Genomic DNA, 13,882 nt, shown 5'->3' with positions numbered 1-13,882 from the left:
ACGTCCTGTGCGAGGACCGTGCCCGCCCCGGTGGCGTCTACCCCGGCCGCGGCGTGTGGCGATCGCGACGTGGGAGCCGGCCGACGGCCGGGGGAAGACGCGTCAGGAGACGCCACGGGCCGGGCACGCGTCGCGTGCCCGGCCCGCTCAGCGGTCGTCAGGAGGAGCGGCTCAGCGCTCCGCGGCGAAGAGGATGGCGCGGCCGAGCTGCGAGTGCAGCCCCTTGGCGTGCAGGCGGACGGTCGGGTCGGTGCCGATCAGCACGACGCCGTTGCCGCCGGCGCTCACCGCGCTGACGATGCTGGCCTGGTCGGCGGCAGCGGCCTGGCCGTTGGTGGCGCTGGTCGAGGCCCACCAGCCCGAGAGCAGCGGGTCGGCGGCGTACGACTGCTCGACCGTCGCGGTCGCCGGGACGTCGGTGTACCAGACCGGCTGGAAGACCCAGGAGGTCGCGGCGGCGCCGGAGGCCACCGGGCCGTTGCTGTTCACCACGTTGACGACACCGCTGGCCAGGCTCGCGCCGGCGGTGGCGGTCACGTCGAGCAGCGACGTGGCGTTCGTGAACGTCGCACCCTGGGTGCCGAGCCCGACGACACCGCCGCCGCGGGCGAGGAAGGCGTCGAGAGCTGCGCGGTTGGGCGCGCTCAGGCCGCCGATGTTGACGTTGCTGTTGACGAGCAGCACGTCGATGTCCGCGGCCAAGGCCGTGGCCAGGTTGCTCGCGGTCAGGGCGCGGGCCTCGAAGCCGTTGTCCAGCAGCGTGTCGCGCTCCTCGACGGTACCGAGGTAGCCGACGACGACCTCGTCGAGCTTCGTGCCCGTCCAGCCCGCGGGGGCGGCGGTGAACGTCACCTTGTTGGTGCGGGTCTCGACGGCCGCGAGCCGACGGTTGGTGCCGCTGTGCGGGACGACGACCGAGCCGTCGGCGAGGCGGTAGACGTCGACACCCTGGTCGAGCAGGGAGTTGACCGCGAGCAGGTCGGCGCCGTCCTGGATGTCGAGGCGCAGGTCCGGGGTGCCGGCGGGCAGGCCGCCCTTGGCCACGCCGTCGTACGTGCGCCTGGTCGGGACGCCGGGCAGCTCGTCCCACAGCGTGTCGACCGTCGCGCCCCAGGTGAGCGCCTGGCTCCACGCGGCCGGGCCGGCGTAGAGGTCGTCGACGCGGTCGGTGATGTCGGCGCCGGGCTCGAGCAGGGAGTTCACCAGGCCGCGCTTCGGCTGGTGCAGGTCGATGACGTACGACCCGGCCTCGTAGCTCCTGCCGTTGGCCTCGAAGGGCTGGGTGGCCTGCGTGACGCGGCCGTCGCTGCCGACGATCAGGTCGACGAGCCGGGCGGCGGCGGTGTCGGAGCGCTGCCCCCGGCCGACGGGGATGACGTAAGAGCGCGGGAACGTCGTGTGGTAGTTGTCCTCCGGTCCCCAGCCGGGCACGTAGCCGTCGGGCAGGTCACGCTGCGGCTCCCCTGCCCAGCCGCGGCGGAACACCTCGGCCTGGTCGAAGAGGACCTCGTCGCGGTGCTCCTGGATGTAGTCGAGCGACTCGCGGATCGCGACCTCGTGGACGTCGGTGTTGATGCCCGACCGGCGCACCCGCTCCGCCGGGGTCAGGTTGCCGCGCGGGTTGAGCGGGGCCTCGATCGTGTAGGGGATGCTGCTCTGCAGCATGGAGAACGAGGGGACGTAGATCGGCGGGAAGTCGTCCCACACGCCGGGCGCGTCGTCGCGGAAGGGGATGCGCGCGCTCTGCGTCTCCGGGTAGCCGAGGGCCTTGAGGCCGGCCTCGATGCCGAGGGCGTTCGGCAGCGCGTGCTTGATGTAGAGGTCGTACTCGTCGTTGACGTTGTGCGGCGGGGTGCTCGGGTGCAGCAGCGTCGGCGACACGTAGCCGTGCAGGTCCAGCGCGATGACCGGCTGGGTCTGGATCGTGAGGTCGCGGATCACGACGGTCTCGGGCTGCGACACGATGGTCAGGTCGCGGTTGAGGTCGTAGCCCGCCGCGTTGGCGCGCGTCCCGAGGACTCGTCCGTCGGGGTTGGCGGTGACGTTGAAGACGAGGCGGTTGCGCTTGAGCAGCGTGACGGTCTCGGGGTCGTTGCTCGTGGCGAACTCCTCGATGACGCGCAGCGCGGCGTCCGTGCCCTCCCACTCGTTGCCGTGGATGTTGGCGTTGACGAAGAGCGGCGTCTTGTAGCCGGCCTTGAGCCGCGCGTCGTCCTGCGCCTGGGCCGGCTCGTTCTCGATCTCGCGCTTCCACCGCTCCTGCTGTCGCGCCTCGGCGGCGGTCTCCGGCCAGGTGACCGTGACGGCGTAGATGTCGTAGCCGGAGGAGGACTTGCCGACGACGCCGGCCGACACCCGGTCGCCGGCGGCCTGCAGGGCGTTCAGCCGCGGCGCGATCTCGTGGTACGGCACGACGCCGATCGCGATCGACGCGTCGTCGGCGTCGACCGGCCACACCGGCAGGACGTTCTCCCGCGGGTAGGCCTGGATCTCGTCGTAGCCGATCGTGCGGCTCGGCACCTCGGGCAGCGCGGTCGCCGAGGCCGGGACGGCCGACGGGACCGCGACGAGGGCCGCCAGCAGCGGCGTGGTCGTCAGGACGGCGAGCGCGGTCCTGGGGTGGGGTCGACGCATGAGGGCAGAGCTCTCCTTCAGGAGTGGGTGACGTGCGGGAACGCTCCGACGCGGAAGCGGGGCGTGGGAGTGGAGGGCGGCCGGCCGGGGGGGGGTCAGGGCGTACGGCCGCGGCCGGCCCGCGGCGGGATGGGCCGGTGCCTGCGAGGCGGCAGGCGCGTCAGCAGGCCCGACAGGCGGCGCTGGCGACGAGCAGCAGGTCGATGTGACCGCGGGACGTGAGCCAGGTGCCGGACATGGCTGCAGCCTTTCGGACGACCTGTCACCCCGTCAACGGCGCGGACCGGGCGTCTCATGCCCTGAGACGCCCGGTCCGGGCCGGTTGCGGCGGTCAGCTACAGGGAGGCGCACTGCCCCGTGCGCCGGCTGTTCACGGTGTTGGCGACCCCGAGGTCGACGGGGGCGACCGCGTTGGAGGCGCACTGCAGCTGCGCCTTCACCGTCGTACCGGCCACGACCGGCGCGAAGGCCGTGCCGTTGTTGCCGGTGAGCGTGACCGCGCCGCGCACCTCGGCGCCCAGCAGGGACACACCCCCGGTGGCGCCGTCGACCGTGACGGAGCCGCTCACGAGCGTCTCGGTCAGCTGGACCGTGCCCGCTCCGGAGGCGGTCACCGGCCCGCGGATCTCGGCTCCGTCGGCGATCAGCGACGCGCCCGCGCCGACCGTCACCGGCCCGCTGACGCGGGCGCCCCGGAGGCAGAGGACACCAGAAGTGACGTTCAGTGGAGTGCTGACCCGCCCGGTGACCGTCGACGTGCACGCCGGGGTCGAGGGGAGCACGGAGACGTTGAAAGCGCCCTGTCCGCCGATGTTCCCCGCGGCGTCGATGCCGCGGTACTCCAGAAGGTGCGTGCCGTAGCCCGGCGTGCGCTCCTCCCACGGCTGGGGGGAGAGGCCCTCCGGGCTGAGGCTCCCGTAGACCAGGCCGGCGATGTTGGTGCCGCGCGGGGTGAAGTGGTACGGCGTCCCCTCCGGGGAGTCCGGCCAGCCGTAGTAGTGGTGCCAGCCGTCCCCGTCCCGGCGGAACTCGCCGACGACGTAGCCCTCCACGTCGTCCGTGGGCCGCAGGGCCATCGTGAACTGCTCGTTGAAGACGTGGTGCGCGGTGCCGTCCGCTGCGGTGAAGGTCGTGAGCGGCGCGGAGACCTCGTAGCCGACGGTCGGGGGCGCGGAGTCGACCGTCCACGTGAGGGTCTCTGCCCCGACGGTGGCGGTGAGGGTGTGCCTGCCGGGGGAGATCGCCCGGGCCCCGAGGTCGAAGCTGCGCGCCTTCGTCGGGCTCGGGACGACGGTGCCGTCGAGCCGCCAGGTGACCGTCGGGACCGAGCCCACCGGGTGCGTGGTCTCCGCGTGGACGACGTCCTGCGCCCCCAGAGGCCGCTCCGTCCGGGTCCACGACGTGAACCGCAGCGGCGTCGTGCCGGGGGGCGACGTCGCCTCGCCCACGGTCCAGGCCCGGGTCGCGGTCATCGTCGCGCGCACGGCCGGGTCGCGCACGAAGGCCGTCGGGTCCACGACCGTCGCCGTGACCCGCGAGCCGGGTGCGAGCGCGAGCGTCTCGAGGTCCAGGTCACGGCTGTTCTGCGTATCGGGAATCACAGTTCCATCGACGGACCACGTCACATCGAGGTCGTGGTGGACGGGGTGTGCGGTCTCGACCCACAGCACGTCGGTGCGCCCGACGGGCGCGGAGGTCGGCGTCGAGTCCTCGATGAGGTTGACGCGCTGGGAGATGCGCTGCGTCATGCGCTCGCGGGAGACCTGGTCGAAGTAGTAGCCCAGCGAGATCATCATCGAGTGCTTGCTGGGGCGCCAGATGCCGCTGTCGAAGTACTGGCCGCCCTCGTAGCGCCCGATCACCCCGCCGGACTCGCTGGGCTCGCCGAGCCAGCGCCACCACTTGCGCTGCTGCGCCAGCATCTGCTCCTCCGTCAGCAGGGTGTGATGGATGGAGCTGGGCTCACCGCCGGTGTAGCGTCCGCCCGGGACACCTCGTCCGTAGTAGGTGTACTCGTCCTGCAGGCCACCGAGTGAGTGGCCGAGCTCGTGCGGGGTGATGAGCGCGGAGAGTGCGTTGCCGCCCGATGCCGTGGCGTACGCGCCTCCCGCACCGCCGTAGGTGTCGCTGTTGGCGATCGCGAGGATCTGGTCGTAGTCCGGGGTCGCCAGGGTGGCGTACTGGCGGGCGAGGGTGTTGTTCACCGTCAGCAGCCGCTGGACGCTGCTCGGGTTGCAGCCGCCCCAGAAGCCCATCCCCAGGGCGGTGTCCCTGCGCGGCGAGGTGAGGTCCGGGTCGCAGTCGACGCCGGAGTCCGCCGACGGGACCTCGACCAGGTAGACGTTGACGTAGTTGCGGTAGCTGCGGAAGGGCTCGATGCTCCACAGCACGTTGAGGTGCTTTTCGACGTCCGCGCGGAACTCCGGGAGCTCGGCCTCCGTGTAGCCGTCCCCCATGACGACCATGGAGAAGCGGTCGGCGGCGTCGCCGGTGACCTGCAGCGGGACGACCCTGGGCTCGCCGACGGCGGCGGTGGCGGTCTCCTGGGCGACGGTGGGCAGCAGCGCGGCGGCCAGCACGGCCGCGCCGAGGGCGGCGACTCTTCGGATCATCGGGTTCCTCTCGGGAAGCGGCGCGCTTTCTGCGCATACTTCCGTCGCGTCCACCCTGCTGCATCCGACACCTGTCCGGACTCGGGGCGCCCTCGCTCCGTCAGGCGCCGGGCGACGTGCTCGGCGCGGGCCTCGGCCGTGCCCCTCGTGGGGGCCGGGCGGTCAGCCCTGCGCCTGCTCGGACAGCCACGCCCACTCGCGCCAGGTGGCCAGGCGCTGCTCGTAGTCCGCCGTGGCGATGCCCAGCGGTGCCGTGCCGAGGAAGACCCGCAGCGGGGGGTTCTCGGCGTCGACCAGCCTGAGGACGGCAGCCGCGGACGCGGTCGGGTCGCCCGCGGCGGACGTCCGGCGCCGCCGCTGCTCCGCGGCCTTCTCCCGGAACTCGTCGTACGCCGGCAGGGGTGTCGCGTGCCGCGCCGACGAGCCGCCCCAGTCGGTGCTGAAGCCGCCGGGCTCGATGAGCGTCACCCGGATGCCGAAGTCCGCGACCTCCTGGGCCAGGGCCTGGCTGAAGCCCTCGAGCGCCCACTTGGAGGCGTGGTACGCGCCGATGTTCGGGAACGCGGAGATGCCGCCGATGCTGGAGACCTGCAGGATGTGGCCGCCGCCCTGCGCGCGCAGGTGGGGCAGCGCCGCCTGCGTCACCCACAGCGCGCCGAACACGTTGGTCTCGATCTGGTCGCGCAGCTCGGCCTCGGACAGCTCCTCGATCATGCCGAACTGCCCGTAGCCCGCGTTGTTCACGACGACGTCGACCCGGCCGAAGTGCTCGAACGCGCGGTCGACCGTCGCGAACGCCGCCGTCCGGTCGGTGACGTCGAGCGGTAGGGCGAGCACCGCGTCGCCGTACGCCTCCTGCAGGCCCTGCAGCGAGCCGGTGTCGCGAGCGGTCGCGACGACGCGGTCCCCGCGCCGCAGGGCGGCCTCCGCCCACTCGCGGCCGAAGCCGCGCGACGTGCCGGTGATGAGCCAGGTCCTCGCGGTCTGCACTGCGCCTCCAGGGTGTGCGACGGGTTCGCCCGCCGTCCTACCCGTTGCGCGTGGCAACCGCTCAGGCTGACTCGCCGGGGTCCGCCCCGGGCGGGCGGCCGGCCGGCCGCCGTGGGATGCGCAGCAGCCGGTGCGCGCCGTCCAGCATCGCGGCGCGCAGCTGCTCGGGCGGCAGGCCGCTGAGCACCGGGTCCCGCAGCGGCCCGGTGAGCGAGGCGAAGAACATGGAGGCCGTGACCAGCCCCGCGGTGTCCGGGTCGGGGCCGAGCAACAGCTCGGTGACCAGGGGGCCGGCCGACTGCAGCCACGGGTCCTTGCTCGCCAGCTCGGCGACGTAGAGGTCGCCGTTGAAGACGCCGTAGCGCGGCCCCTGCTCCACGACGATCCCGATCAGCCCGGTCACCAGCGTGTCCACGCGCGCGGACCGGCTGCGCTGGGTCTGCGCGCGCTCCACGACCCGCCGGACCTCGGCGAAGACCGGGGCCAGCACGCCGAGGACGAGGTCGTCCTTGGTCTTGTAGTGGTAGTAGACGGCGGCCTTCGTGACGCCCATCGCGTCGGCGATCATCTGCAGGGACGTGCCGGCCACGCCGTGCTCGGCGAAGAGCCGCAGGGCCGTCTCGTCGACGCCCGCGCGTCCGAGGCGCCGGTCGCCCGTGCGCGCGCCCCGCGAGGCACCCGCCGTCCCCGTCATGTCCCCAGGCTAGTCACCGCCGGAGGTTCCTGTTTGCCGAGTGGCAAGCGTCACTCTGGCCGTTCGGCTAGGAACAACTAGTCGACCGGCTAGGTTCAGATGTACGTTCTGCTTGCCGATCGACTAGCAGTGGAGCTGGTTCCGCCACGGCGCGGGCGGCAAGAACGCACCGCCGGACCCCAGGAAGCTCAGGAGCACAGACATGGCCACGTACCTCTACCGGCTCGGCAGGCTCGCCTTCCGTCGCCGCCGGCTGGTCGCCGCGCTGTGGCTGGCGCTGCTGCTGGCCGGCGGCCTCGGTGCGGCGACGCTGTCCGGCCCCACCTCGAACGCCTTCTCGATCCCGGGGACCGAGTCGAGCCGGGCGCTCGAGGTCATCGAGGACAAGCTCGGCTCGTCCGGCGACGTCGCCACGGCACGCGTCGTCTTCACTGCCACCCCGGAGGCCGGCGCACAGGGCCTGGACGCCGCCGGCCCCAAGACGGCGATCGGAGCCGCGGTGGCGCAGCTGCAGGAGGCCCCGCAGGTGGCCGCGGTGACCGACCCCTTCGCCGGGGGCACGGTGTCGCAGGACGGGCGGACGGCGTACGCGACCGTGACCTTCTCGGTCGGCGCGGGTGACGTGACGCACGAGGCCAAGGACGCGCTCTTCGCGGCCGGTGACGCCGCGAAGGCCGCTGGCCTCGAGGTCGAGTACGGCGGTGACGCCACGCAGGAGACGTCGCACAGCGGCGCCACCGAGGTGATGGGCGTCCTGGTCGCGGCCGTCGTCCTCGCGATCACGTTCGGGTCCCTGGTCGCGGCCGGCCTGCCCCTCCTCACCGCCATCCTCGGCGTCGGCCTCGGCCTCGCCGGGGTGCAGGTCGCGACCGGCTTCTTCGACCTGAGCTCCTCGACCTCGGCCCTCGCGCTCATGCTCGGCCTCGCCGTCGGCATCGACTACGCGCTCTTCATCCTGACCCGCTACCGATCCGAGCTCGCCAGGGGCGTCGACGGCGAGGAGGCGGCCGGGCGAGCCGTCGGCACCGCCGGGTCGGCCGTCGTCTTCGCCGGCCTCACGGTGGTCATCGCCCTCGGCGCGCTCTTCGTCGTGGGCATCCCGTTCCTCACCGCCATGGGGCTCGCGGCTGCCGCGACCGTCGCGGTCGCCGTGGTCATCGCCCTGACCCTGCTCCCCGCCGTGCTGGGCTTCGCCGGCGGCAGGGTGCTGCCGAAGCGGGCGCGCGCCAAGCACGAGTCCGGGCACGTGCCGTTCGGCGAGAGGTGGGGCCGCGCCGTCGTCAAGGCCCGGGTCCCCGTCCTCGGGCTGGCGGTCGCCGGGCTCGCCGTGGTCGCGCTGCCGGTCACCGACCTGCGGATGGCCCTGCCGGACGACAGCACGGCGGCGCCCGAGAGCACGCAGCGCAAGGCGTACGACCAGCTCAGCCAGGGCTTCGGCGCCGGGTTCAACGGGCCGCTGGTCCTCGTCGTCGAGGCGCCCGCCGGGCAGGCCGTCGCCGCCGCCCAGCAGGCGAAGGCCGGGCTCGCCCAGCTCGAGGACGTCGTCGCGGTCACCGACCCGGCGGGCAACCAGGCCGACGACACCGCGCTGATGACGCTGGTCCCCGGCAGCGGGCCGAGCTCGGAGGCCACGCAGGGCCTGGTGCAGGACATCCGCGACCGGGCGGCCGCGCTCACGGGCTCGGCCGACGCCGAGCTGATGGTCACCGGCACGACCGCGCTCAACATCGACGTCTCGCAGAAGCTCAACGACGCCCTGGTCCCGTACCTCGCGGTCGTCGTCGGGCTCGCCTTCCTGCTGCTGATGCTGGTCTTCCGCAGCATCCTCGTGCCGCTCAAGGCGACGCTCGGCTTCCTGCTCAGCGTGGCCGCGACGTTCGGTGCCGTCGTGGCGGTCTTCCAGTGGGGCTGGCTGGCGGGGCTGTTCGGCATCGAGACGACCGGGCCGATCGTCAGCCTGATGCCGATCCTGCTCATCGGCATCCTGTTCGGCCTGGCGATGGACTACGAGGTCTTCCTCGTCGCGGGCATGCACGAGGCGTACGCCCACGGCGCCCGGCCGGACGACGCGGTCGTCGCGGGCATGCGGAACGGCTCGCGTGTCGTGACCGCCGCCGCGCTCATCATGATCTCGGTGTTCTTCGGCTTCATCCTGGCCGACGACGCGATCATCAAGTCGCTCGGCTTCGCGTTCGCCGCCGGTGTGGCGATCGACGCCTTCGTCGTGCGGATGACCATCGTGCCGGCGGTGCTGTCGCTGCTCGGGGACAAGGCCTGGTGGCTGCCGCGCGGGCTCGACCGCGTCCTGCCGAACGTCGACGTGGAGGGCGCGAAGCTCACCCGGCAGCTGGCCGACCGCCCCGATCGGGAGCTCGTCGGCGCCTGACCTGCAGCGCCGCCGCTGCGTGCCGATGAGGAGAGTCATGACCATGCCAGCGCCCGACCTGCGGGCCGCCCCGTCCGCACCGGTCAGTGCGGACGCCGGGGCCGGTGCCGTCCGGCGGTGGCTGGACCGCCCGCGCCCCACCTGGTGGCAGGAGGCGCTGCTGCTGCTCGGCATGCTGCTGGCCTACGACGTCATCCGGCTCGCGGCGACCGACGACCTGGGCGTCGCCCTCCGGCACGCAGGCGAGCTGCTCGACGTCGAGCGGGCGCTCGGCCTGCACGTCGAGGCCACGCTCAATTCCGCGGTCGCCGGGCACCGGTGGCTCGAGGTGGCGGCCTCCTACTGGTACGCCGCCCTGCACTACACCGTCACGCCCGCTGTCCTCGTGCTGCTGTGGTGGCGGCGGCCGGGGGAGTACCGCCGGCTGCGTGCAGCGCTGGTCGTGCCCACCGCGGTGGCGCTCGTCGGCTACCTGGCCTACCCGACGGCGCCGCCGCGGCTCGTCGCGGGCTACACGGACGTCCTGCTGGCGACCTCCGACGTCGGTTGGTGGGCGGGCCACGGCGGAGGGGTGCGCGGGGCGTCGCAGACGGTCAACCAGCTGGCGGCGATGCCGTCGATGCACGTGGGGTGGGCGCTCTGGTGCGGCCTGGTCCTCGCCCACCTGGCGCCGCGGCCGTGGCTGCGGGCGCTCGCTCTGGCGTACCCGGCGACGACCGCGCTCGTCGTCGTGGTCACGGCCAACCACTGGGTGCTCGACGCCGTCGCCGGCGCCGCGCTGATCCTCGTGGCGTGGGCCGCCCTGGTGCGCCGCACGGCACCGCTCGCCGCACCTCGGCCGAGGCCTGCCGGGCCTGCTGCCTGACCCCTGGGGGACGTCCCCGCGCTCGTGCAGTGGTCGGGCCCGTGGATCAACCTTGACGTCGCTTGTCAGGGTTGGCCGGGACCCTCGACCCATGACACAGACGCTGAAGGACAGGGTCGCGGTCGTCGCGGGCGGCGCCCGGGGCGCCGGCCGGGCCATCGCGGTGGAGCTCGGACGGGCCGGGGCCACGGTGTACGTCACCGGCAGGTCGTCCGGCGCCGAGCGGTCGGAGGTCGATCGCCCGGAGACCATCGAGCAGACCGCGCAGCTCGTGGACGACGCCGGGGGCAGGGGGGTCGCGGTCCGCGTCGACCACCTCGTGCCGGAGCAGGTGCGGGAGCTGGCCGAGCGGCTCGACCGCGAGCACGGGCGCGTCGACGTGCTCGTCGACGGGCTGTGGGGCGGGGACGTGCACCTCGCCTGGGGCAAGCCGGTCTGGGAGCACCCGCTCGACGCGAGCCTGCGCATGCTGCACCTGGGCCTGGACGCGCACGTCATCACCGCTCACCACCTGCTGCCGCTCGTGATCCGCCGGCGGGGCGGCCTCGTGGTCGAGCTGACGGACGGCACGGCCGACTACAACGCCCGCTACCGCAAGGGGACCTCGCTCGCGTTCTACGTGGCGAAGGCTGCGGCGCACCTGCTGGCCGTCGGGGAGGCGGCCGAGCTGGAGCCGTACGCCGTGACCGCCGTCGCGGTGACCCCGGGATGGCTGCGGTCGGAGGCGATGCTCGACACCTTCGGGGTGCGCGAGGAGAACTGGCGCGACGCGTTGGAGGAGCAGCCCTACTTCGCGATCTCGGAGACGCCCGCCTTCGTCGCCCGTGGCGTGGCCGCGCTCGCCGCCGACCCGGAGCACGCACGCTTCTCCGGCCGGACGCTGTCCAGCTTCGACCTGGCCACCGCGTACGACGTCGACGACCTCGACGGGAGCCGCCCGGACGGCTGGCGCTTCGTCGTCGAGGTCCAGGACGCAGGCAAGCCGGCGGACACGACCGGCTACCGGTGACGGGCGAGCATCGCCTCCAGCAGCTCCACGAAGGCAGACCGCACCTCGGGTGGGCCGAGGACCTCGACGTCGTCGCCGAGCGCCAGCAGCTGCCCGGCCGCGACGGCCGGCTCCTCGAGCCGGAGCTCGACCTCGGCCCAGCCGTCCAGCCCCGGCGGGCCGGCGGCCGCCAGGCCGGCCCGGGCGACGTCGGCGTCCAGCACACGGGGGAGCGCCCGGAGCCCGCGCGGGCTGAGCCGGGCCCGCACGGCCACCCGCTGGAGCGTGCGCTCGAACTCCGCGGACGACTCGGCCCACCAGGCCGCGAGGTCGAACCCGGCCGGGCGCTCGAAACGCTCGTCGAGCGCCTCGACCGCCGTGAAGCGGCCGACCCGGTACGTCCGGACGTCGGGGCCGCGCAGGGCGACGAGGTACCACGTCCCGGCCTTGAGGACGAGCCCGAGCGGGCTCAGCACGCGATCCACCTGCCCGTCCCCGCTGCCGTAACGAGCGCGTACCCGGCGCTCGGACCAGACCGCGCTCGTCAGCGTGGCGAGCTCGTCGCTCTCGTCCTCCCGGCGGAACCAGCCGGGGGCGTCGAGGTGGAACCGCTCGGCCAGCTGCTGGGCCTGTTCGCGCACCGCACCGGGCAGGGTGGCGGCGACCTTCGCGTGCGCCGCGGAGGCTGCGGTGCCGAGGCCGAGGCCGGCCAGCGCCCGGGGCGCGCCCAGCGTGAGCAGGGCGACCGCTTCCCGGGTGGTGAGCCCGTCGAGCCGCGAGCGCCAGCCGTCGACCAACCGGACGCCGCCGCCCCGGCCGGGCTCGGTCCACAGCGGGACGCCCCAGTCCCGCAGCGCCGCGATGTCCCGGTGGACGGTCCGCTCGGACACCTCCATCTGGGCCGCCAGCTCCGGGACGGTGGCCGACCGCCGGCTCTGCAGCGTGAAGAGCAGGGCAACGAGGCGTTCGGAGCGCATGAGCCATCGTGCCGCCCCCGGCGCCGGCCCGGGCGGACCCTGCCACAGACCGGCCCTCCGCAGGGTCAGCTCGTCCCGGCGATGCCGATGGCGATCGAGGCGAGGCCGATGGCCACGAGCGCGACCCCGCCGAGCGCCGCGATGCGCGCCCGGACGAAGGCGTGCTGCCGGTAGGCGATCGCGAGGGCGCCCAGCACGAGCCAGGCCATTCCGGACACCAGCCGCCACGCCGTCATGGCTGCATCCTGGCCCCGCAGCGGCGGCGCGGGAAGGGCGCCGCCGAGCGCGCCTGCCCGCTGTCGGCCTCAGCGTCCGGCGAGGAACGAGAGCAGGCGCTCGAGGAACAGCGCGGCCTCCTGCGGGGCGTACGCGGGAAGGCTCTCGTCCACGAACAGGTGGGCCTCGCCGGGATACAGGAACAGCTCGCCCTGGGAAGCGGTGGCGACGAGAGCGCGCGCCGCGTCCAGGTCCCCCTCGTCGACGAAGACCGGGTCGGCGTCCATCCCGTGCACCTGGACCGGGACGTCGTCGGGCCACGCGCTCGCGAGCTCGGCCGGGGGCACGCACGACGCCACCAGGACCGCGCCGCGCGCGCCCGGGCGGGTCTGCGCGAGCAGTTGGGCCGGCAGCACGCCGAGCGAGAGGCCGACGTACACCAGGCCGTCCGGCAGCCCGTCGGCCGCAGCGCGCCCTCGCTCGAGCACCGTGTCGAAGCCGACCTGCTGCGCGTAGCGCACTCCGGGCCCGAGGTCGTCGAAGGTGCGCCCGTCGTAGAGGTCCGGCACGTGCACCGTGTGACCGGCCGCGCGGGCCCTTCCGGCGAGCGCCTGGACGCCGGCGGTCAGCCCTTGAGCGTGGTGGAACAGGAGTACGTCTGCCATCCCGGCCCTCCCTCGGTGCCGTCGCTTCCGTGGGGGTCAGCGGACGGCGGCGGCCGGCGGTCCTCCCACGCCCTCACCCCGCGACCTTCGCGACGGCGGCCTCCGCGGCCTGCCCGGCCACCCGCTTCACGACCGGGCCGAGGGTGCCCGAGATCGAGATGGACTTCTCGCGGACCACCGACACGCTGCGGCTCGTCGTGAGCGAGACGATCGTGGTGCCGGCCAGGTAGTAGGTCTGCCGGAGCGCCTGCCGGGACGTGAAACGCGTCCCGTCCTCTCTGACGGTGGAGCTGAGGTGGGCATCGACCCGGAAGCCGGCGGAGCTGCCCTCGACGGCGCGCGCCGCCCCGACGCGCACCGACATGCGGGCGGCCTCGGCGTCGTCCTCGTCGCCGGGCACGGCCCGCAGGCAGTCGGGCAGTACCCGACGCATCTGCTCGAAGACCGCGGCGGCCGCCTCCGCGGACGGCATCCGCAGTGCGGTCTCGGTGACCGACAGGCTCGTCGTCCGCCGCTTGTCCTTCGACGTCGTCGACGTGTCCAGGACGGTGGAGGCCGCCACCGACCTCGCAGGCACGTCGAGGGCGCACGGCCCGGCCTCCGTGAAGTCGTCGAGGCCCTCGCGCTGGGGCTTCACCGCGACCGTGAAGCCGGGCAGGTCTGCCGCGGTCAGCAGCTGGGTGGTCAGCGCCGGGGCGGCCGCGCTCGCGGGCGACGGGACGAGAGCGCCGAGGAGCACTGCGGGGGCAAGAGCCAGGACGGCCCGTCGGTTGCGTGCGCGGTCCGGTCGATCCGACATCTTCGTCTCCCTGGTGAGCCGGTTCGGGCACTGTGAAGGCCCCCGTGACGATCTCA

Annotated in this window: 11 protein-coding genes; 3 read left to right on the top strand and 8 right to left on the bottom strand. The window is 73.8% G+C overall.

Features of this window, described 5'->3' with window-relative positions:
• Positions 1-171: 171 nt before the first annotated feature.
• From G9H72_RS03165 to G9H72_RS03150, 4 genes are all read right to left on the bottom strand, one after another.
• Positions 172-2,634: a M14 family zinc carboxypeptidase gene (locus G9H72_RS03165; protein ID WP_166167185.1), complete on the bottom strand. Its 2,463-nt coding sequence runs from the start codon at positions 2,632-2,634 to the stop codon at positions 172-174.
• A 335-nt stretch (positions 2,635-2,969) separates the two neighbouring features.
• Complete coding sequence (locus G9H72_RS03160) at positions 2,970-5,246, bottom strand: M64 family metallopeptidase (RefSeq protein ID WP_166167183.1); 2,277 nt, start codon at positions 5,244-5,246, stop codon at positions 2,970-2,972.
• Between the two features lie 162 nt (positions 5,247-5,408).
• Positions 5,409-6,236, bottom strand: a complete 828-nt coding sequence (locus G9H72_RS03155) for an SDR family oxidoreductase (protein ID WP_166167181.1) — start codon at positions 6,234-6,236, stop codon at positions 5,409-5,411.
• A 61-nt stretch (positions 6,237-6,297) separates the two neighbouring features.
• Positions 6,298-6,930, bottom strand: a complete 633-nt coding sequence (locus tag G9H72_RS03150) for a TetR/AcrR family transcriptional regulator (RefSeq protein WP_166167179.1) — start codon at positions 6,928-6,930, stop codon at positions 6,298-6,300.
• Between the two features lie 202 nt (positions 6,931-7,132).
• On the opposite strand from G9H72_RS03150, the gene G9H72_RS03145 reads away from it, so the two are divergent.
• The 3 genes from G9H72_RS03145 (at position 7,133) to G9H72_RS03135 (ending at position 11,190) form a co-directional block, all read left to right on the top strand.
• On the top strand, positions 7,133-9,316 hold the full coding sequence (locus G9H72_RS03145; protein WP_166167176.1) for an MMPL family transporter: 2,184 nt from the start codon (positions 7,133-7,135) through the stop codon (positions 9,314-9,316).
• Between the two features lie 37 nt (positions 9,317-9,353).
• Positions 9,354-10,181 (top strand): phosphatase PAP2 family protein, encoded by an 828-nt coding sequence (locus G9H72_RS03140; RefSeq protein WP_166167173.1) that lies wholly within the window; start codon positions 9,354-9,356, stop codon positions 10,179-10,181.
• 91 nt (positions 10,182-10,272) lie between these two features.
• Positions 10,273-11,190, top strand: a complete 918-nt coding sequence (locus tag G9H72_RS03135) for an SDR family oxidoreductase (protein WP_166167170.1) — start codon at positions 10,273-10,275, stop codon at positions 11,188-11,190.
• Here G9H72_RS03135 and G9H72_RS03130 read toward each other — a convergent pair.
• From G9H72_RS03130 to G9H72_RS03115, 4 genes are all read right to left on the bottom strand, one after another.
• Positions 11,181-12,146 (bottom strand): helix-turn-helix transcriptional regulator, encoded by a 966-nt coding sequence (locus tag G9H72_RS03130; RefSeq protein WP_166167167.1) that lies wholly within the window; start codon positions 12,144-12,146, stop codon positions 11,181-11,183. The genes G9H72_RS03135 and G9H72_RS03130 overlap by 10 nt on opposite strands.
• Before the next feature lie 65 nt (positions 12,147-12,211).
• Positions 12,212-12,382 (bottom strand): hypothetical protein, encoded by a 171-nt coding sequence (locus tag G9H72_RS03125; protein ID WP_166167164.1) that lies wholly within the window; start codon positions 12,380-12,382, stop codon positions 12,212-12,214.
• Positions 12,383-12,451: 69 nt separating this feature from the next.
• Positions 12,452-13,027 carry a dienelactone hydrolase family protein gene (locus tag G9H72_RS03120; protein ID WP_166167161.1) on the bottom strand — a complete coding sequence of 192 codons (576 nt, stop codon included), beginning with the start codon at positions 13,025-13,027 and terminating at the stop codon, positions 12,452-12,454.
• A 73-nt stretch (positions 13,028-13,100) separates the two neighbouring features.
• Positions 13,101-13,826, bottom strand: a complete 726-nt coding sequence (locus tag G9H72_RS03115; protein WP_166167158.1) for a hypothetical protein — start codon at positions 13,824-13,826, stop codon at positions 13,101-13,103.
• Positions 13,827-13,882 lie beyond the last annotated feature (56 nt).

The sequence above is a fragment of the Motilibacter aurantiacus genome (assembly GCF_011250645.1).
Lineage (GTDB): Bacteria > Actinomycetota > Actinomycetes > Motilibacterales > Motilibacteraceae > Motilibacter_A > Motilibacter_A aurantiacus.
This window is presented reverse-complemented; position numbering and strand designations above follow the sequence as displayed.

Bases quoted from the DNA above. Each gene is read 5' to 3' on its own strand.
- G9H72_RS03165 (WP_166167185.1), bottom strand. From the start codon at position 2,634: ATGCGTCGACCCCACCCCAGGACCGCGCTCGCCGTCCTGACGACCACG.
- G9H72_RS03160 (WP_166167183.1), bottom strand. From the start codon at position 5,246: ATGATCCGAAGAGTCGCCGCCCTCGGCGCGGCCGTGCTGGCCGCCGCG.
- G9H72_RS03150 (WP_166167179.1), bottom strand. From the start codon at position 6,930: ATGACGGGGACGGCGGGTGCCTCGCGGGGCGCGCGCACGGGCGACCGG.
- G9H72_RS03145 (WP_166167176.1), top strand. From the start codon at position 7,133: ATGGCCACGTACCTCTACCGGCTCGGCAGGCTCGCCTTCCGTCGCCGC.
- G9H72_RS03140 (WP_166167173.1), top strand. From the start codon at position 9,354: ATGACCATGCCAGCGCCCGACCTGCGGGCCGCCCCGTCCGCACCGGTC.
- G9H72_RS03135 (WP_166167170.1), top strand. From the start codon at position 10,273: ATGACACAGACGCTGAAGGACAGGGTCGCGGTCGTCGCGGGCGGCGCC.
- G9H72_RS03130 (WP_166167167.1), bottom strand. From the start codon at position 12,146: ATGCGCTCCGAACGCCTCGTTGCCCTGCTCTTCACGCTGCAGAGCCGG.
- G9H72_RS03125 (WP_166167164.1), bottom strand. From the start codon at position 12,382: ATGACGGCGTGGCGGCTGGTGTCCGGAATGGCCTGGCTCGTGCTGGGC.
- G9H72_RS03120 (WP_166167161.1), bottom strand. From the start codon at position 13,027: ATGGCAGACGTACTCCTGTTCCACCACGCTCAAGGGCTGACCGCCGGC.
- G9H72_RS03115 (WP_166167158.1), bottom strand. From the start codon at position 13,826: ATGTCGGATCGACCGGACCGCGCACGCAACCGACGGGCCGTCCTGGCT.